Below are 19,440 nucleotides of genomic sequence, written 5' to 3' on the forward strand. Positions count from 1 at the left end.
TCCAATGAAAGAAAGAAAAACACTTCAAAGAATATTGATTGCCAATCGAGGAGAAATTGCCCTAAGAGCTATTAGGACTATACAAGAAATGGGTAAAGAAGCTATTGCTATCTATTCAACAGCTGATAAAGACACTCATTATCTTGATATTGCCGATGCAAAGGTATGTATTGGAGGTCCAAAATCTTCTGAAAGCTATTTGAATGTACCTGCAATCATGAGTACAGCAGAATTATTTGATGCGGATGCTATATTTCCAGGTTATGGATTTTTGAGTGAAAATCAAAATTTTGTCGAAATCTGCTCCCACCATAACATAGAATTCATTGGTCCGAATGCAAATGTAATGGTAATGATGAGCGATAAATCCAAAGCAAAAGATGTAATGAAAGAAGCAGGTGTGCCTGTGATTTTGGGGAGCGATGGTGCACTAAAAAGCTATAAAGAAGCTGAAGAAGTAGCTGAAAAAATTGGCTACCCTGTCATCATAAAAGCTGCTGCAGGGGGTGGAGGTAGAGGAATGCGTGTAGTTGAAGATCCCAAATTACTCAAAAATCTCTATCTGGCAGCTGAAAGTGAAGCACTAAATGCTTTTGGTGATGGCACCATTTATATGGAAAAATTTATCCGAAATCCAAAACATATAGAAGTTCAAATCATTGCAGACAAGCACGGTAATGTTATCCATATTGGTGAAAGAGATTGCTCAGTGCAACGTAGACAACAAAAACTTATTGAAGAAACCCCTGCAGTGGTTTTGAGTCCCGAAGTGAGAGAATCTCTCTTGCAAACAGCTGTAAAAGCAGCTAAATACATCAAGTATGTAGGAGCAGGTACTTTTGAATTTCTCTTGGATGCAAATAACAAAGACTTTTATTTTATGGAGATGAATACAAGGCTTCAAGTTGAACACACTATTAGTGAAATGGTCAGTGGTCTAGACTTGGTAGAGTGGATGATAAGGATTGCAGAAGGAGAAGAACTCCCAAAACAAGAAAGCATCACTTTCAAAGGACATTCTATAGAATGTCGCATCACAGCAGAAGATCCTGAAAAATTCTATCCTTGCCCAGGCAAGATTACCAAATGGATTGCACCTGGGGGTGCCAATGTGAGGTTAGATACACATGCTTATGCTGGCTATACAGTGCCGATGTTTTATGACTCAATGATTGGTAAACTCATTATTTGGGGAGAAAATAGAGAAAAAGCTATCAATAAGACAAAAAGAGCCCTCAGAGAATTTTGCATTGAAGGCATTAAGACGACCATACCTTTTCACCTCAAAATGATGGACAATATTGATTTCAAAAATTCCAAAATACATACAAAATATTTGGAACAAAATATGGAATAACAAATGCTTGTAATAATCAAAATAACCCGAAGGAATGGATTATGAAGATTACACCACATAACTCTACCTCTATCAAAGAAAATATCACTTCAAAACAATCTTCAAAAATCAACCCTCAAGACAAAACACAAGATACTCAAGAAACTCAAGATTCTATAAAAATCAATCAAAGTGAAATTTCTAAAACTGTAAAAGATATTAACAATGCTATCGGTGCATTACAAATAGCAGTAAAAAAAATTGATGAAATAAATCACGATGCAAAAGACTTAGTAAAAATATCAAAAAAACCTCAAGAAGAAAAAAATATCAAAAAAGCCGACGAACTCAAAGAAAAAATCTACAAAATACTTCAAGATTCAAACTTCAATGGAGAAAATGTTTTTTCCAAAAATTACCAAAGACTATCCACAGACATCCATTTTGATCCAAAATCAATTAAAGTTTCTATTGTCAATATCCAAGACCCCAATACCCCTCAAAATTTCATCAAAAATCTTGATGAACAAAAAAAATATGCCAAAGAAGCGATTGACATACTTCATAATAAACTCAGCACAACGATGGATGAACTTAAAAAAACTGATTCTAGCTATAACACGCTTGATAAATCAGCCCTCAATCAAAGTCAATTCAAAAATGCACACAAACCTGAAGGCATCACTTTAGAACGTATCACAAAGTTATTAGGATGAACCCTTATAGCACTCAATCAATAGATGAAGATGACATCAAAGCTGTCACAAATGCTCTGCGTAGTCCTCAACTTACCCAAGGCAAAATAAACGAAGAGTTTGAATCAAAACTTTCAGAATACCTCAATATGAAGTATTGCTTGACATTCAATTCTGCTACTTCTGCTCTCTATGCTGCTTACAAAGCAATCGGATTATCCAAAAATGATGAAGCCATCACTTCACCCATAAGCTTTGTAGCTACTTCAAATATGCTCCTTGAATGTGGTGTTAAGCCTATATTCTGTGATGTTAAAAGAGATGGTAATATTAATGAAAAGCTTATATTACCTCTCATCACCCCTAAAACAAAAGCTATTGTTAGTGTCGATTATGCAGGCAATAGTATTGAAGCAGCAGTTATTAAAAATATATGTAAAAAGCATGATCTATTCTTCATCTCTGATAGTTCTCACTCTATTGGGGGCATCTATCAAGATCACAAGATTGGCACCCTTGCAGATATGAGTATTTTTAGCTTCCACGCTATCAAACCGATCACAACAGGTGAAGGCGGAGCAATTGTAACTAACGATACAGACTTGTATGAAAAAGCTAAACTTATCCGATCTCATGGAGTAATAAAAAAAGATCTTTGGAATACTGATGTGAATAATAGCGGATTCAATTTCCGTATGACAGAGCTTCAAGCAGCACTTGGAATCTCTCAGCTCAAAAAGCTTGATATTTTTATAGGCATACGTGAAGAAATCGCACAAACTTATGATTTTATCTTCAAAAATAATCCTTATTTTTTCACTCTACATCAAAATATACCACACAAAACAACCAATCACCTCTATCCAATCATACTATCACCTGAATTTTGGTGTATTAAAGAAAATATTTTTACTCAACTTCAAAAAGAGGGGTTGGGCGTACAAGTCCATTACAAACCTATTTATGAATTTAGTCTTTACAAAAAGCTTTTTGGTGATATAAAACTCAATAATGCCAATGATTTCTATCGTGCAGAAATATCAATCCCCTGCCATCAAAAAATGACACTTGATGATGCCAAAAAGTGTGCAGGAAAAATCTTAAAAGTCTTTGAACAATCCTAATAAATTAACATAAGTCATTTTCTATAACAAATTTAGAAAAATCAATATATCATCTTGGCTAGCAAAGGCAAAAACTAAACTTTAAAAAACATAGGAAATAAAAGCATAAAATCTTTCATAATTAACATTATAAAGGTCTCTACCACGAGCTTTTGTAATGCTGTTATCCTCTAATCCTTCTGCTATTGCTTGAGCATCAAAATTTGTCTGATTGAGTCGATTGGTCATATTACCCCTGACATAACGTAGACCTATATTGACAACATTGCTGATTTTATACCCTAACCCACCACCATAAATAATACCATCATATTGTGTTGAAACGGTAGGATTCTCGCCTTGTCCTGCATTATAATAAGTATCTTTCATGAAAAGCCAAGTATATCCACCAAGTCCTAAGATATAAAATCCCTTGTATTCCAATCCCATTATTAAAGGTAGCTGAACACCAAAACCTGCAACACCCTTAGTTTCTTCACGTTCTAAAAATCGATGATCATCTAAAATATTTGATCTTCCTTTAGTCATCAGATAAATAGGTACAGTTATCTCTGTACCAACTATAAAATTCATCCCCCCTAAAAGAGACTCTATTGTACGTATATAAGTACTATAGCCCAAATCAACTGAGACATATTGTGATTTACCCAATATGGTATAAGAGCTACCCACACTTCCTTCATTAAAAAGATACCATCTCCTAACAGAGCCTGTACCTTTAGTACCATCAACAATAGAACCTTTAGTAAAATTACCCAAAATAAGATTACGTTTCTGTTGGACTGTTTTTATAGTCGGTCTTGTGCTTTGATTCTTTTTTGTTGTATTTGTAGCAGCATCAATAGTCGATAAAAATAACAAAACCCCTAATAAAATAAAAAATAGCTTTTTCATTTGAATCTCCACATCAAAATTTTTATAACAAAAATCTACTCAATATATCGGCAAAAATTTTGCTATATTTAACAAAATCAATTCATATTAAGGTTTAATAAAAATGGACTCCAAACAATGGCTTGCCTTAAAGGCTTCTGCAGGCAGTGGAAAAACTTTTTCCCTAGCAATGCGTTATATCAGTTTGCTTTTGAATGGGGCTAATCCTAACGAAATCCTTACCCTCACTTTCACCAAAAAAGCAGCAACAGAGATGAAAAAAAGGATACACGACAATCTCTTTTCATTAAAAGAAAATAAAAATGCCCAAAACCTTATTGATGAACTAAAAAAAGAATACAACATTGATGTCCAAGAGATTGAAAAAAATATTCCTCTGATTTATCAGAGATTTTTGAGTGCGAATGTAAAAATAATGACTATTGATTCTTTTTTACAATCTATTTTAAAGAAATTTTGCTGGCACGCTGGGGTCAAGCATAATTTTGAAGTGGAATTTGATGATAAAGACAAGAATTATGAAACATTTCTATCCTCTTTAATTCAAGTAGAATTTTCAGAATTTTCAGAATTTTGCATCAAACAAAATATCCAACCAAAAACCCTATTTGAGCTACTGGATAAAATGAATACTGAAAATTTTGATCCAAAAGACTACATGATAGAGACACCTAAAAATATATTTTTTGAAGAAATTTTGCAAATAGCACAAAAAATACAAAATGTTATTTTGAAAGAAAAAAATGCTTCAAATAGTGCAAAAAAAACTATTAAGATAGAAGAATACAAAAACTTCAATACCTTTATAAAAACTTCACTCACTTGGCTTGAAAAGGGAAATGATTTTTTCTACTTTAAAGCACTTAATCTTTCTTGCTTAGAACAAGATTTTGAAACTTTAAGAGAGCTTGTAAGACAATGTTACCAATACCGTGAATCCCTTATACTCTCAAAAATCTCTGATTTTCTAAAACTATATAAAAAAAGTAAGGCAAAACTCACTAATAATACCCTGAATTTTCAAGATATCACGCTCAAAACCTATGAATTGTTACAAAATCATTTTGAAAGAGATTTTTTCTACTTCCGTCTTGATGATAAAATCACTCATATTCTAATTGATGAATTTCAAGATACTAGCATTATCCAATACAAAATCCTAAAACCCATCATAGATGAAATCTACTCTGGAGAGGGTCGATTTGAACAACGAAGCATATTTTTTGTCGGCGATACCAAGCAAAGTATTTATAGATTTCGTGGTAGCAACCCTGCCCTTTTTGATATTGCTTCCAAAAATATAACAAAAAAAAATCTACAATACAATTATCGTAGTAATAAAAATATTATTGATTATGTGAATAAAATTTTTGATTCCAAAATTGAGGGTTATACACCTCAAAATTTCCCCAACAAAAACACATCTTATGATGGATTTGTCAAAATATGCACACCAAATGAAGATATTTATGCTTATATTTGGGATAATTTGGATTTGCTGATACAAAATAATATTGCTTTGGAAGACATTGTTATTTTATGTTTTAAAAATGAAGATGGATTGAATATCAAAAATTATCTTTTGAGTAAAAATCCAAACCTCCCAATCATTACTAAAACCAATAAAAAACTAATAGAACAAAATGAATCAAAAATCATCATTCATTCAATTGATTATTCAAAAACAAAATCAGAATTCTACAAAAAATCTGCCTTAAAACTTGCAGGATTATCATACAATACTGATATTCAAATGCCCATTGCAAAGGATTTTTCTACACCACAAGAATTTATCCTAAAAATAATGGAAACTTTTAATCTTTATAGTGAAGCTGCACAAAAAATGCTTGAAATCTCTTGTGATTATAATGATTTAGATGAGTTTTACAATACTATTGGCAGGCTTGAAAATGACTTTGCTCTAGAGTTCAGAAAAGGTCTTCAAATAATGACTATTCATAATTCTAAAGGACTTGAATTCCCTTATGTTATCCTTTGTGATAGAATGAGTGGGGAACCAAACAATAAAGATAAGCTTATCTTTGATTATGATGGTATTGAACTTAAAAAAATCTTTTATAAACAAAACAATAGAGAACTTTTTGATACACAATACAAACTAGCCAAAGAAAAAGAAAATCAAGCGAGAGAAAAAGAAGAAAAAAATGTCTTGTATGTAGCCTTTACTCGTGGAATAGAAGGACTCATTATTATTCAAAAAGAATCTAAAAGTGCATTCAAAATTCTTGATCTAAAAACTGAAGAGATTGGCTCTATAAAAAATCAAAAAAAATCAAAAAATCAAAAAATCAAACCCAAGCCTATCATCATTGAACAAAAAAATTTTGGTAGACAAGTTGGATTCATCAAACAAGAAGAAAACCCTCAGCAATATAGCTCAGCAGATATTGTTTTTGGTCAGGCTTTACACAAAGCACTTGAATGCGATTTGGGTTACAATATCACTGAAGAAAAAATTTTTAATATCCTTACAAACGAATATGGCTATTTTCTGCCTCAAAAAAATATCCAATATATCCTGCACTTGATAGAAAAACTCAAAAAAAATGAAATGTTTAAATCAATCATCAGTGAAGCTTTGATAAAATCAGAAATATCGTATTTGGATAATGGTAGCTTAAATCGTATAGATGCGATGTTGCTAAATACGAATAATAGAATGTTCATTTTAGATTATAAAAGTGGGATTAAAAATCAAGATAAACATAAAGAGCAAGTCAAAAAATATCTTGAATTTACCAAAACTCAATGGGAAAATATTGAAGCCTATATTTTATATGTCCGTGAAAAAATAGAATTCATACCTATACTATAAAAGTATATTTTTTGAGGGAAGCAATGGAAAAAGTATTGAGAGTAATAAAAGAAGAACAAAAGCCTCAAAATTCTGGCTCCTATGTTAAAGATAGGCTACAAAAAGGTCTGCATACTTTCATCAGCCACGAATCTTTTGGTGGTTTATTGTTATTTTTCTGTGTAGTGATTGCCTTATTGATAGCTAATTCAAAATTTTCAAATATTTATTTTGGAATTTGGCAAATGGAGTTTGGAGGATTCATTGCAAATAAATCTGGTGGTATCACCTTATTGAATTTTATCAATGATGTTTTGATGTCTTTTTTCTTTTTGATGGTAGGCTTAGAAATGAAACGGGAAGTTCTTTATGGAGAACTTGCAGGTTTTAAAAAAGTAGGGTTTTCAATATTTGGAGCACTTGGAGGTATTATCATCCCTATTGTTATCTATATTTATTTCAACCACAATACTCCATCAGAACATGGATTTGGTGTGGCAATGAGTACAGATACTGCTTTTGCACTTGGGGTAATTCTCCTTTTAGGTAAAAGAGTACCCTCTATCATTAAAATCTTCTTAGTAACCCTTGCAGTAGCTGATGATTTGGGAGCTATCAGTGTGATAGCATTCTTTTATACTAATACATTACATATTGAATGGTTATATATCTCTTTGGGGCTTATTTGTGTCCTCATCTATCTGAATTATACAGATACAAAATACCTTTGGAGTTATTTAGGAGTAGGTATATTGCTATGGATAGCTATTCACAATAGTGGTATCCACGCTACTGTAGCTGCAGTCATTTTAGCATTAGCCATCCCAGGAAGGTCAAAAATCACTAAAACTTACTTCATCAATATGATGGAAGAATGGAATAAAATCAATTTTATGACCAATAATGGTAAAGATATCCATACACATCAAGACGAGGAAAAAATAGGATTTTTTGCATCATCTTGGAAAAATATCAAAAATTTCATCACTTCAAGTGAAAATACTGAAAAAAAAGTAGATATGGAAAAAATCAGTAAACAAGTTCATATGCTTGATACTATTGCTAAATATTCCAAATATGCTCAAAATCCATTGATACGTATTGAAGTAGCCCTACAACCATTATGTGCCTATTTTATAGTGCCATTATTTGCCTTTGCAAATGCAGGGGTTAGCATAAACTCGCAGGTAGAATTTGACATTGATGGCATCTTTTGGGGAACAGTGTTAGGGCTAGTAGTCGGAAAACCTATTGGGATTGTACTTTTTACTTATTTGAGTGAAAAAATCAATCTATCTATCCGTCCAAAAGGTCTAACTTATGCACATATTCTAGCAGTAGGTTCTTTAGCTGGGATTGGTTTTACAATGTCAATGTTTGTTGCCAACCTTGCTTATTCTAGTCCCGCAAGTGTTGATGTGTCGAAAATTTCTATATTATTTGCCTCTTTGATTTCAATTATTTTAGGGATCATATTAATGATACTGAGCACACGATCAAATAAAAGGATAATGGATGAATAAATTTGAAAAACCTCTTCAAACAAGCCTTATAAATGTCTTTTTAAGTTTCATCAAAAGCGAATCTTTTGGAGGGATTTTTTTGTTTATCAGTGCTGTTTTAGCTATGGTTATAGCTAACTCTACATTAAACTCGTATTATTTTGATTTTTGGCATACAGAATTTGGATTCCAATTTGGAGAACATTTTGTCGGTTTTTCTATTCATCATTGGATTAATGATGTCTTGATGGCATTGTTTTTTTTGATGGTAGGCTTAGAAATCAAACGTGAAATCTTATTTGGAGAACTTGCAGGATTTAAAAAAGCTGCTTTTCCTGCTATAGCAGCACTTGGTGGCATGATAGCACCAGGTTTGATTTATTATTTATTGAATGCGGGGAGTGAATCTTCTCATGGTTTTGGTATTCCAATGGCCACAGATATTGCCTTTGCATTAGGAGTCATAATGCTTTTAGGCAAAAGGGTACCCATAGCCTTAAAAGTCTTCTTAGTAACCCTTGCAGTAGCTGATGATTTGGGAGCTATTATAATAATAGCTGTTTTTTATACTACAGGCTTAAAACTCCTATGGTTATTATGTGCTATAGGTGTTGTGATGATTTTGATACTTTTAAATAAAATGAATATAAAAAATCTTATCCCTTATATGGTTCTTGGGGTATTGCTTTGGTTTACTATCCACAATAGTGGTATCCACGCCACTATAGCTGCGGTCATTTTAGCTTTCTGTATCCCAATTTCTCCAAAAAAACAAAGTAAAGATTTTTCAAATCTCATCAAGACACTAGGAGAATCCTTTCAATCCAAAACCACCAAAGAACAATATCCTACTGAAGAAGAAATCCATACTATAAAAAAGAAACTCAAAACCATACAAAGCCCTTTAGGTAAACTAGAGCATACTCTACAACCATGGTGTGCGTATTTTATAATGCCTTTATTCGCATTTGCTAACGCAGGAGTAAATATTGGTGGCGATATCAATTTTAACATTGATCATATCCTTTTGGGTGTAGTTTTAGGTCTGGTTATAGGTAAGCCATTAGGTATTTTTATCATCACATTCCTTTGTGAAAAAATAGGAATCGCCACTAGACCCAAAGGGATAAATTGGGGTCATATTTTAGGAGCTGGGATGTTAGCAGGAATTGGTTTCACAATGTCAATGTTTGTCTCTAACCTTGCATTTTCACATCCTGAATCTATGGAAGTATCTAAAATAGCAATCTTAGGTGGTTCACTTATTTCAGGAATGATTGGAGTTGTTTATTTAATATTCCTATCAAAAATAAATCCTAAAGAAAAATAAATAAAACAAATGTTAGAATACCGCTTAATTTTTCTAACAATGAAAGGATGTTTATGCAAAACTACAAAGAACTCTTGACTTCAATATTGCCTTTGATTGTGCTATTTGCAATTTTTTATTTTTTTATTATCCGACCTCAAAGAGTCCAACAAAAAAAACACAAAGAAATGCTTAGCAATCTACAAAAAGGTGATAAAATAGTCGCTCAAGGTGGGTTTATATGCGAGGTAATCAAACCTGAAGAAACTTTTTTCAGTGTCAAACTTAATGATGAAACAATAGTAAAATTAGCTAAAGAATATGTAGCTTATAAACTTGATGACATGAATTCAAAATGATTTTTATGAGGCAAATTTTTAATCCTAGGTTGATAGTTTTTCTGATTGCTATTATCTTTGGGATTGCTTTATCTGTCCCCTCTATTTTCCATACAAAAGGACCACAAATTACCTTAGGACTTGATCTTCAGGGTGGTCTTAATCTACTTTTGGGAGTCAAAACCCAAGAAGCTATCAAAACCAAATACTCTTCTGTCGCTTCTTCAGTAAACTATGAAGCAAAACAAGCAAATATCTTGCTAAATAATATACATTCTAATGAAACTGGTGTGAGTTTTGATCTGATTGATGCAGATGAATCTGGGAGTCTTTCAAATATTTTAAATAAATTCAATGGAATTAAAATAGACTCCAACAATCAACACTACACTATTACTCTAACCCCTACAGAAGAAGATACTATCAAAAAAAATGCTATATCACAGGCAATCTCAACAATCCGAAACCGACTTGATCAGTTTGGCTTGAGCGAACCTAGCGTAACCCAACAGGGGAAAGATGATATTTTAGTTCAACTACCCGGAATCAAAACTCCCCAAGAAGAAGGAAGAGCTAGGGAACTCATCTCAAAATCTGCACACCTCCAAATGATGGCTGTCGATGAAGAAAGGAATAGTCGAGTAGACACTATGAGTGAACTTGAAGCACAAAAATATGGGGATGTGATCCTTCCTTTTTCTGACTCTTCAGGAGAAAGAGGGAATAAAATCCTCCTCAAAGCTATCCCTATACTAGATGGAAATATGCTAACAGATGCGAGAGTCGTTTATGATCAAAACCATCAACCAGTAGTAAGCTTTACACTCGATTCTCAAGGTGCTAGAATCTTTGGGGATTTTTCAGGAGCAAATATCAATAAGAGGATGGCAATTGTTTTAGATGGAAAAGTCTATTCAGCCCCTGTCATTCGAGAACGAATTGGCGGTGGAAGTGGTCAGATTAGCGGTGGATTTAATGTTGAACAGGCAAGTGATCTGGCTATCACATTAAGGAGTGGTGCACTCCCTGCACCTATACAAGTCTTGGAAAAAAGAAGTGTCGGACCAAGTCTTGGTCAAGACAGTATCAAAGCTTCAATGATAGCTCTCATAAGTGGGTTTATTTTGGTCGTAGGTTTTATGATTGTGTATTATTCAATGGCAGGTGTAATTGCCTCTATCGCACTTATTGTAAATCTATTATTGATCATTGCAGTGATGGCAATTTTTGGTGCGACCCTTACCCTACCAGGCATGGCTGGAATTGTGCTGACAGTAGGCATTGCAGTTGATGCTAATATCATTATCAATGAACGGATTAGAGAAGTGCTAAGAGCAGGAGAAAATATTACTAGAGCTATCCATTTAGGATATATCAATGCCTCTAGAGCTATTTTTGATTCTAATATCACTTCTCTGATTGCCTCCATTTTACTTTATGTCTATGGAACAGGAGCTATCAAAGGCTTTGCTATCACTACTGGTATTGGCATCATTGCTTCAATCATCACTGCTATCATTGGAACACAAGGTTTTTATCTTGCCATTCTTCCTAAAATTGCTAAAACAAAGCATTTTTATTTTTGGTTTGGCATAAATAAAAAGGATTAAAAATGGAAATCTTTAAAAAAGTCAAGATTTTTGATTTTGTGCACTATTCCAAATATGGACTTATCCTATCTATTTTTTTGACTATTGGCGCCTTTATATTACTTATAACAAAAGGATTTACGCCTGGTATAGATTTTGCTGGAGGTAGCTCTGCTCAAATCAAATATGAACAACCTGCCCCAATTGAAAAAATCCGTGAATTGCTTGAAAAAGATACTCAATTCAAAGGAGTACAAGTCAGTGAATTTGGTTCAAAAGAAGAAGTCCTAATTAGAATACCCTATACACCAACAAGTGCAGAAAAAAATCTAAGCCCAATCATCAGCAACCTTCTTCAATCAACTGGAAAATTCGAAATCCGAAAACTTGATACAGTAGGACCAAAAGTAGGGAATGAACTCAAACAAAAAGGTATCCTATCTCTTATATTAGCAACAATAGCAATGATGCTTTATGTAAGTTTCCGCTATGAATGGAGATTTGCACTTGCAGGCATTGTTGCTTTAGTCCATGATGTCATCATCACAGCAGCTTCTGTTATTATATTTGATATTGATCTTAATTTGGAAGTGATTGCTGCATTGCTAACCTTACTGGGATATTCTATCAATGATACTATCATTGTTTTTGATCGCATCAGAGAAAAAATGCTCATCACACGCAATAACAACATTCAAGAAGTTATCAATGAAGCTATTTCAAGCACACTTTCACGAACATTATTGACTTCTCTGACAGTATTTTTTGTAGTTTTAACACTTTATATTTTTGGTGGAGAAATTATCATTGGATTTTCATTACCAATGCTTGTAGGTGTTATATTTGGGACTTATAGTTCAATGTTTGTGGCTCCAAAATTAGCAATTATTTTTGGATTCAGTATTGAAAAATACCACGCCAAAGAAATCAAAAAAGCTAAAAAAGCTCAAGAAAAAAAACAACTACGACAGATGTATGAAAATGGTCGAGTTTAAGGAGAAAGAATATGGATTGGGGTAAGGTAATTTTTATTTTCTTTAGTCTTGGTAGTTTAACTTCTACTGCAGGATTTTTATGGGATCCTAATCTTGTGATTTTATTCATTGCACTTGCTTTAAATCTAATCTCAACGACACTCAAAATCGGTGTAAAAAAACAACTTGCTTCTGAACTTTTAGCCAGTTCGCTAGTGGCTGATTTTCACCTAATACCTGCTTTTTTCTTTTTGCAAGTTTTGGGGAATTTAAATGTTACTTATGTACTCATCATTGGTGCTTTGATTGCTAATATTTTCTCTATCGCACTTTTGTTAATAGAGAGTGCTAAAACAAACGATGCGGATTATTAGGAAACAAATATGGACATTCCCTACCAACCCACAAAAATAGAAAAAAAATGGCAGGAATTTTGGAAAAAAAACCATACACACGAACCTGAAGAAAATTTTTCTAAACCAAAAAAATATATATTGAGTATGTTGCCTTATCCTAGTGGAGCCATCCATATGGGTCATGTTAGGAATTACTGTATTGGCGATGCCTTAGCTAGATTTTATCGCAAAAATGGATTCAATGTATTACACCCAATGGGTTTTGATGCATTTGGTATGCCAGCTGAAAATGCCGCCATTAAGCACAAAACCCATCCAAAAAAATGGACTTATGATAATATAAAAAATATGAAAAGAGAACTCGCAAGTTTAGGGCTATCTTTCAGTGCTGATAGGGAATTTGCCACTTGTGATAATGACTATACACGTTGGGAACAAAAATTTTTCATTGATATGTGGAAAAAAGGTTTGATTTATCGCAAAAAAGCCTACTTAAATTGGTGTCCAAATGATCAAACTGTCTTGGCAAACGAGCAAGTCATTGATGGAAAATGTTGGCGGTGCGATACTGAAGTCATCCAGAAAGAAATGTTCCAATATTATTTTAAAATCACTGATTATGCAGAAGAACTTCTTGAAAGCCTCAATACACTTGAAGGGAAATGGCCATCACAAGTTTTATTGATGCAAAAAAATTGGATTGGGAAATCAAAAGGGTTGAGCTTTAAATTCAAGTTAGATGAAAAAAGTTGCTTGCTTATAAAAAATATTCAAGACATAGAGGTTTTTACGACACGTCCAGATACAATCTTTGCTGCTACTTTTTGTGCAATCGCTCCAGAACACCCTATTGTAAAAGAATTATGCCAAAACAATCATCTGCCCAAAAAAGCCATCTCTGAAATCAACAAAATACAAAATATGAACGCTAAAGAAAGATCAATGAGTGATAAAGAGGGTATTGATTTAGGAATTAGTGTCCTACACCCCATCACTCAAGAAAGATTGCCTGTATGGGCAGTAAATTTTGTTTTGGCTGACTATGGTAGTGGTGCAGTAATGGGATCACCCGCACACGATGAGAGAGACTTTGCATTTGCAAAAAAATATCACCTTGCCATAAAAAAAGTTCTCCGATCAAACACACCACAAACAGATACCCTACCCTACATCGGGGAAGGTATCCTTGAAAACAGTCAAAATTGGGATGGACTTGATTCTCAAGAAGCTCGTGATAAAATCATTGAATATTTTGAAAAAAATCACTTAGGAAAAGCTAGAACAAATTACAAACTCAAGGATTGGGGTATCTCACGTCAAAGGTATTGGGGAACTCCAATTCCACTAATACATTGCGAAAAATGTGGGTTGATACCTCAAGAAGATGAAAATCTACCCGTTATCCTACCTGAAGATGTTGTCATTGATGGCGAAGGCAATCCATTAGATAAACACCCAACTTGGAAATATTGTGAATGCCCAAAATGTGGCAACAAAGCAATTAGAGAAACGGATACAATGGATACTTTTGTAGAATCTAGCTGGTATTTTTTACGATACACCACTCCAAGTAATCTTTGGGGACAAAAACCTTTTGAGTCAAAATCCTTGTCTTATTGGATGGATGTTGATGAATATATTGGTGGTATTGAACATGCTATTTTACATCTCTTATATGCAAGGTTTTTTACAAAAGTCCTTAGAGATATGGGTTATATAAATTCCAATGAACCTTTTTTAAACCTATTGACACAAGGAATGGTTTTAAAAGATGGGGCTAAAATGAGTAAATCTAAAGGCAATGTAGTCGATCCTAACAGTATCATTGGAAAGTATGGAGCTGATACAGCTAGATTATTTATTTTATTTGCCGCACCCCCTATCAGAGAACTTGAATGGAGTGATAATGCAGTAGAAGGCTCTTACCGTTTTATCAAACGTCTTTGGGAAAGATCAAAAAATATAACCCCGACTCAAACCATCCCTAAAATCAACCAATCAAAACTAAATGAAAAAGAAAAAACTGCCAGAAAAAAAGTCTATGAAACACTCAACAAATCTAATGATATTTTTAACAAAAAACAAAGTGGCTATGCATTCAACACTCTTATTGCTTCTTGTATGGAAGCCTTGAATGCCCTTAATGAACAATCAAATAGTTCTATATGGACAGAAGGATACTTTATATTACTACACATCCTTGAACCAATTATCCCTCATATTTGCTGGGAACTCAGTGAAAAATATTTTGAACTAAAAAATATGTCCCCCATAGAACCTAAAGAAGAAGCCTTAGAAATTCAAAAACTAACTATCGCTATCACTATCAATGGGAAAAAACGAACCCAAATCCAATTACCACCAAACACTAATGAAAAAGAAGTGCTCAAAGTCTCAAAAATAGCTGCTCAAAAATGGTTAGAAAATACTCAAATACTCAAAGAAATAATCATTCCCAATAAAATTGTGAATTTTGTTATCAAATAATGAAAAATACTCTTTTACTGATTATTTTTATTATTTTGACAAGCTGTGGATATATGCCATCTGCTTACTATGCACAAAAAATTTTAGGTAATAGTATTTATGTCAAACTTATTGTCAACCTTGCTAATCCTGAAAACTCTGTCCAATTCAAAGACTCACTCAATAAAGCTATTGTATCTAGATTCCAAAATAAACTAGCTTCAGAACAAGAAGCTGATTCAATCATCACTATTGAAATAACCAATATAACAGATACTTCAATTGCAACTAACGAACAAGGATTCACAACTTTTTATCGAGCAACAGTATATGTGACTTTCAGTTACGATGACAAAAAAGGCATTAAAAAAAGTTTTAAAAATAGCGGTTATTATGATTACGCAGTATCTTTAGAAAACCCTCTAACAACATATAATAATCGCTATTATGCAATTGAAGAAGCACTTGATCAAACTATTGATAAATTTATCTCTCAAGTTTCCTATCAAGGCAAATAAATATGATATTATAATTAAACAAAAAGGAATAGGAAATATAAATGTCTAATTTTAAGCCTCTAGTGAGAAAAATATTTAAAAAAATCAATCAAATGTCTAAATTATCTGAAGAAGAACAAATAGAACTATTTTGCCAAGAATGGGAAAAAGAACACCTCATTACACAAGAAGACGACTGGCTAGAAAAAGTATTAAGCTCCATAAGTCCAAACATAAAAAACCTTTTTGAATATGATATCCATACAAAAGATGAACTCATCAATCGACTCATTTTGTTTTTAAATATCAATAGTTCTGAAAATGGAACAGAATTTTTAAACCAAACAAGAATGCTCTTAAATACTTTATTAAGGCTTATCACAGAAAGTTTAAGTCAAAAAATACAAGAACAAAACCCTCAACTTTTCATCACTAATAATCTTCAAAATCCAGAAGATATTAAAAACCTCATTGAAAGTTGGAATGCTTTTATCCAAAATCAAGAACACATTAAAATACAAAAGAAAATCTGTAATATAATCCTTAAACTTATCAATTCTTCTCCATTTGAGAGGAAACCAGAATTTCAAAAAGCTATCCTAGAGATTGAAAAAATCCCTCAATCAATCAACGATAATGATATACTCAAGATACTAGAAGAAATTTGTGAAGTGAAAATACAAAATTGTAACACAATTAAAAAAAGTGGTAAAGAAATTGGTCAAAATACAAATGAATTACTAATAGAAATTGATAAAGCTGTCAATAATAACAATGAACACATCAAAGAAATCCTAAAAATCAAAGAAGCCATATCTAATAATGATGATAATCTCCAAAAAGAAAAAGAAAGTCTTGTGAATGCGACAGATGTTTTATATACCCAAATTACAGAAGTTAATACGATCTTAAAAACAAAAGAAGAGAAAATCAAACACCTTTATGAACAACTCAATACGCTCTCTTTATATGTAAAAAATATTGAAGAACAATCCAAGCTAGATAATCTAACAGATGTTTATAATCGCAAATATATTGACAACATAGCAGAAATCTATGAACAACAATTTCAAGGTGCAAATATCAATTATTCAATCTTGTTTTTTGATATTGATAATTTTAAAAATATTAATGATTTTTATGGTCACGCAGCAGGAGATAAATTACTCACTATATTCAGCAAAATCCTAAAACAAAATTGTCGTGGTACAGATATTGTTGGTAGATATGGTGGTGATGAATTTATGATTTTGATGCCTTCAACCAATCTAGAAAAAGCTAAAGAATTTGCCAAACGAATCTGTCAAACCATTCAAGCAAGCAATTTTATTTACAAAAATCAAAAAATCAACATCACTACTAGTATTGGAATAGCCGATAGGAACTCTTATGAAAACAAAAATGAAATGATAGACTCTGCTGATAAATTCCTCTATAAGGCAAAAAAAGCAGGAAGAAACCGTGTCGAATGGGAATAAATAATTTCAAAGATTTTTTAGAAAAAAAAGGTGCAGAATATGCACCTTTTGATCCTCAAAGGGCTCAAAAAATTTATCAAAATTTATCAAAATTTATCAAAGATAAAACTAAAAAAATCCATATAGTAGGGACAAATGGTAAGGGAAGCACTGGAAGATTTATCACATTAGGACTCTTGAATGCAGGGTATAAAGTCTTGCATTTTACTTCTCCGCATTTATTTGAGTTCAATGAACGTTTTTATAAAAATGGCAAAATCCTCAAAGATGAAGAACTCCAAAAAGCTCATCAATTTTTGCAACAATTTGATTTTATTGCAGCTTGTAGCTATTTTGAATACGCAACTTTCTTAGCTATGGTATTATCTGAAGATGTAGATTTTGTAGTCCTTGAAGCTGGACTTGGAGGAGAATACGATTCTACGACTTGTCTGAAACGTGATATTTCTGTCTTTACCCCTATTAGTTTAGATCATCAAGAGATTTTAGGATATAGTATTGAAGAAATTGCAACCACCAAACTCAAATCAATGGCACCAATAGCATTTTTATCCCATCAACCATCAAGTATTGTAAACTATCTAGCTCAAGAGATTGCTAAAAAATACAAATCCAAATTATACAAAATCCCTTCAACTATTTCAAAAGAAGCTAAATTATATATTTCAAAATACAATTTAGCAGGATTTTTAGCTCAAAATTTTCAAACAGCTTTGAATGTCCTGCATTATCTTGAATGCAAAATCAATATAACTACATTTCCAAAACTTGATATCATTGGAAGAGCACAAAAAATAGCTCCAAATATCACTATTGATGTTGGGCATAACCAACAAGCCGCAGAAGAACTGGCAAAACTTTTTAGCAACAAAAAAGTAATCCTGGTGTATAATACCTACAAACAAAAAGATGTCAGATCCATTTTGATAACACTTAAAAGAATTATCAAAAAAATCCTCATTATCCAAGTCGAAAATGAAAGGATAATAGAAAATGAAAAATTGGAGAAAATAATATCATCTCTAGGTATAGATTTTGAACCTTTTGAAATGCAAAAAATTTCAGCACAAGAAAAATATCTAGTATTTGGATCTTTTAGTGTAATCAAAAAATTTTTGGAGGAAAGGAATGCACGATAAACTTGTCATCACAATTGTCGATGAATCAGGCTCTAAGCAGTTCCGATTGCCTAAAAATATAAAAAAAGTCATCGTTTTTTGTTGCACTTTCATTATGATTGTCATATTATCAAGTTTTTTATTGATGAAATTTTTGATGCAAAAAATAGACCAAATTGCTTTGAATAAAAACATTGCTCTTTCGGAATACAAATTTATCTATCAAAAAAACAATCGACTAAAAGACCAGATAAAGCAAAAAACTGATGAACTGACTATTGTGAGTCAAAAAATAGATGATTTAGAAAATATAGTGGATTTAAAAAAGAATGCAAACAAACAAACATCTAATGAAAATACAATCAATCTTCAAGATGTATCAAATTCTCAAAAAATCCTTATCCTTACCCTCATCCCAAGTGGAGATCCTATCACTTCATACACTTCTAAAACATCTACCTCTATGAGACCTCATCCCACAAAAAGAGTCAAAGGAATCCCTGCGGGTTATGACTTTGCTACAAATGAGGGTACTCCTGTTTATGCGACTGCTGATGGAGTCATAGATATTGTACGCAATCAATCTAATAGTGGCTATGGTAATTTGGTCAAAATCACACACTCTTTTGGTTTTAGCTCTGTTTATGCACATTTAGAAAAATCTGTAGTAAAAAAAGGAAATTTTGTTCAAAAAGGTCAAGTCATTGGGTATAGTGGGCATACAGGTAATTCTAATGGTAACACACTTTATTATGAGGTCAGGTTTTTAGGCAAGATACTCAATCCTGCCATCTACACTGCTTGGAATTCTGATAATTTTGAAGAAGTATTTAAAAATGATCCTTCAATAGACTGGAAAACTTTAGTATGGGCAATAGGAGATATTGCTCGTCTCCAAAACTATAAACTCTCTCAAGCCAGTGAGTTACCAAGATACGAGCAACAATAA

The 19,440-nt window shown here is 32.6% G+C and carries 16 protein-coding genes; 15 read left to right on the forward strand and 1 reads right to left on the reverse strand.

What is annotated here, in order from left to right:
- The first annotated feature begins 4 nt into the window (after window positions 1-4).
- The 3 genes from BKH44_RS06440 to pseC are packed head-to-tail and all read left to right on the forward strand — an operon-like array spanning window position 5 to window position 3,155.
- Window positions 5-1,357 carry an acetyl-CoA carboxylase biotin carboxylase subunit gene (locus BKH44_RS06440; protein WP_095271425.1) on the forward strand — a complete coding sequence of 451 codons (1,353 nt, stop codon included), beginning with the start codon at window positions 5-7 and terminating at the stop codon, window positions 1,355-1,357.
- A 41-nt stretch (window positions 1,358-1,398) separates the two neighbouring features.
- On the forward strand, window positions 1,399-2,052 hold the full coding sequence (locus BKH44_RS06445) for a hypothetical protein (RefSeq protein WP_095271427.1): 654 nt from the start codon (window positions 1,399-1,401) through the stop codon (window positions 2,050-2,052).
- Window positions 2,049-3,155 (forward strand): UDP-4-amino-4,6-dideoxy-N-acetyl-beta-L-altrosamine transaminase, encoded by a 1,107-nt coding sequence (gene pseC / locus BKH44_RS06450; protein ID WP_095271430.1) that lies wholly within the window; start codon window positions 2,049-2,051, stop codon window positions 3,153-3,155. The genes BKH44_RS06445 and pseC overlap by 4 nt, the downstream gene beginning before the upstream one ends.
- 81 nt (window positions 3,156-3,236) lie before the next feature.
- Here pseC and BKH44_RS06455 read toward each other — a convergent pair whose 3' ends face one another.
- Complete coding sequence (locus BKH44_RS06455) at window positions 3,237-4,049, reverse strand: hypothetical protein (protein WP_095271432.1); 813 nt, start codon at window positions 4,047-4,049, stop codon at window positions 3,237-3,239.
- Between the two features lie 103 nt (window positions 4,050-4,152).
- On the opposite strand from BKH44_RS06455, the gene BKH44_RS06460 reads away from it, so the two are divergent.
- The 12 genes from BKH44_RS06460 to BKH44_RS06515 are packed head-to-tail and all read left to right on the forward strand — an operon-like array spanning window position 4,153 to window position 19,440.
- The gene (locus BKH44_RS06460) at window positions 4,153-6,885 is read left to right on the forward strand and encodes a RecB-like helicase (protein ID WP_095271435.1); all 2,733 of its coding nucleotides are present in this window, start codon (window positions 4,153-4,155) and stop codon (window positions 6,883-6,885) included.
- 23 nt (window positions 6,886-6,908) lie between these two features.
- Window positions 6,909-8,387, forward strand: coding sequence for a Na+/H+ antiporter NhaA (nhaA, locus tag BKH44_RS06465; protein ID WP_095271438.1), 1,479 nt, complete (start codon window positions 6,909-6,911; stop codon window positions 8,385-8,387).
- Window positions 8,380-9,696 carry a sodium/proton antiporter NhaA gene (gene nhaA / locus BKH44_RS06470; RefSeq protein WP_095271441.1) on the forward strand — a complete coding sequence of 439 codons (1,317 nt, stop codon included), beginning with the start codon at window positions 8,380-8,382 and terminating at the stop codon, window positions 9,694-9,696. The genes nhaA (BKH44_RS06465) and nhaA (BKH44_RS06470) overlap by 8 nt, the downstream gene beginning before the upstream one ends.
- A 53-nt stretch (window positions 9,697-9,749) precedes the next feature.
- Entirely contained in the window at window positions 9,750-10,034 is a 285-nt protein-coding gene (yajC, locus tag BKH44_RS06475) for a preprotein translocase subunit YajC (RefSeq protein WP_095271444.1), read from the forward strand.
- A 5-nt stretch (window positions 10,035-10,039) separates the two neighbouring features.
- Window positions 10,040-11,623 carry a protein translocase subunit SecD gene (gene secD / locus BKH44_RS06480; protein WP_095271492.1) on the forward strand — a complete coding sequence of 528 codons (1,584 nt, stop codon included), beginning with the start codon at window positions 10,040-10,042 and terminating at the stop codon, window positions 11,621-11,623.
- A gap of 2 nt (window positions 11,624-11,625) precedes the next feature.
- A complete protein-coding gene (secF, locus tag BKH44_RS06485) occupies window positions 11,626-12,597 on the forward strand; it encodes a protein translocase subunit SecF (RefSeq protein ID WP_095271447.1) in 972 nt (323 codons plus the stop codon).
- Window positions 12,598-12,608: 11 nt separating this feature from the next.
- Window positions 12,609-12,950: a DUF6394 family protein gene (locus tag BKH44_RS06490; protein WP_095271450.1), complete on the forward strand. Its 342-nt coding sequence runs from the start codon at window positions 12,609-12,611 to the stop codon at window positions 12,948-12,950.
- A gap of 9 nt (window positions 12,951-12,959) precedes the next feature.
- Window positions 12,960-15,419, forward strand: a complete 2,460-nt coding sequence (gene leuS / locus BKH44_RS06495; protein ID WP_095271453.1) for a leucine--tRNA ligase — start codon at window positions 12,960-12,962, stop codon at window positions 15,417-15,419.
- Window positions 15,419-15,916, forward strand: a complete 498-nt coding sequence (lptE, locus tag BKH44_RS06500; protein ID WP_095271456.1) for an LPS assembly lipoprotein LptE — start codon at window positions 15,419-15,421, stop codon at window positions 15,914-15,916. Before leuS ends, lptE begins: the two co-directional genes overlap by 1 nt.
- A gap of 41 nt (window positions 15,917-15,957) precedes the next feature.
- Window positions 15,958-17,373: a GGDEF domain-containing protein gene (locus BKH44_RS06505; protein ID WP_095271459.1), complete on the forward strand. Its 1,416-nt coding sequence runs from the start codon at window positions 15,958-15,960 to the stop codon at window positions 17,371-17,373.
- On the forward strand, window positions 17,364-18,512 hold the full coding sequence (locus BKH44_RS06510) for a Mur ligase family protein (protein WP_095271462.1): 1,149 nt from the start codon (window positions 17,364-17,366) through the stop codon (window positions 18,510-18,512). The genes BKH44_RS06505 and BKH44_RS06510 overlap by 10 nt, the downstream gene beginning before the upstream one ends.
- Window positions 18,502-19,440 (forward strand): M23 family metallopeptidase, encoded by a 939-nt coding sequence (locus BKH44_RS06515; RefSeq protein WP_095271465.1) that lies wholly within the window; start codon window positions 18,502-18,504, stop codon window positions 19,438-19,440. Before BKH44_RS06510 ends, BKH44_RS06515 begins: the two co-directional genes overlap by 11 nt.

It is taken from the genome of Helicobacter sp. 13S00477-4 (genome assembly GCF_002272785.1).
Classification (GTDB): Bacteria; Campylobacterota; Campylobacteria; order Campylobacterales; family Helicobacteraceae; genus Helicobacter_J.

What these genes read in the sequence shown, in the direction of transcription:
- BKH44_RS06440 (WP_095271425.1), top strand. Translation starts at nt 5, where the DNA reads ATGAAAGAAAGAAAAACACTTCAAAGAATATTGATTGCCAATCGAGGA.
- BKH44_RS06445 (WP_095271427.1), top strand. Translation starts at nt 1,399, where the DNA reads ATGAAGATTACACCACATAACTCTACCTCTATCAAAGAAAATATCACT.
- pseC (WP_095271430.1), top strand. Translation starts at nt 2,049, where the DNA reads ATGAACCCTTATAGCACTCAATCAATAGATGAAGATGACATCAAAGCT.
- BKH44_RS06455 (WP_095271432.1), bottom strand. Translation starts at nt 4,049, where the DNA reads ATGAAAAAGCTATTTTTTATTTTATTAGGGGTTTTGTTATTTTTATCG.
- BKH44_RS06460 (WP_095271435.1), top strand. Translation starts at nt 4,153, where the DNA reads ATGGACTCCAAACAATGGCTTGCCTTAAAGGCTTCTGCAGGCAGTGGA.
- nhaA (WP_095271438.1), top strand. Translation starts at nt 6,909, where the DNA reads ATGGAAAAAGTATTGAGAGTAATAAAAGAAGAACAAAAGCCTCAAAAT.
- nhaA (WP_095271441.1), top strand. Translation starts at nt 8,380, where the DNA reads ATGAATAAATTTGAAAAACCTCTTCAAACAAGCCTTATAAATGTCTTT.
- yajC (WP_095271444.1), top strand. Translation starts at nt 9,750, where the DNA reads ATGCAAAACTACAAAGAACTCTTGACTTCAATATTGCCTTTGATTGTG.
- secD (WP_095271492.1), top strand. Translation starts at nt 10,040, where the DNA reads ATGAGGCAAATTTTTAATCCTAGGTTGATAGTTTTTCTGATTGCTATT.
- secF (WP_095271447.1), top strand. Translation starts at nt 11,626, where the DNA reads ATGGAAATCTTTAAAAAAGTCAAGATTTTTGATTTTGTGCACTATTCC.
- BKH44_RS06490 (WP_095271450.1), top strand. Translation starts at nt 12,609, where the DNA reads ATGGATTGGGGTAAGGTAATTTTTATTTTCTTTAGTCTTGGTAGTTTA.
- leuS (WP_095271453.1), top strand. Translation starts at nt 12,960, where the DNA reads ATGGACATTCCCTACCAACCCACAAAAATAGAAAAAAAATGGCAGGAA.
- lptE (WP_095271456.1), top strand. Translation starts at nt 15,419, where the DNA reads ATGAAAAATACTCTTTTACTGATTATTTTTATTATTTTGACAAGCTGT.
- BKH44_RS06505 (WP_095271459.1), top strand. Translation starts at nt 15,958, where the DNA reads ATGTCTAATTTTAAGCCTCTAGTGAGAAAAATATTTAAAAAAATCAAT.
- BKH44_RS06510 (WP_095271462.1), top strand. Translation starts at nt 17,364, where the DNA reads ATGGGAATAAATAATTTCAAAGATTTTTTAGAAAAAAAAGGTGCAGAA.
- BKH44_RS06515 (WP_095271465.1), top strand. Translation starts at nt 18,502, where the DNA reads ATGCACGATAAACTTGTCATCACAATTGTCGATGAATCAGGCTCTAAG.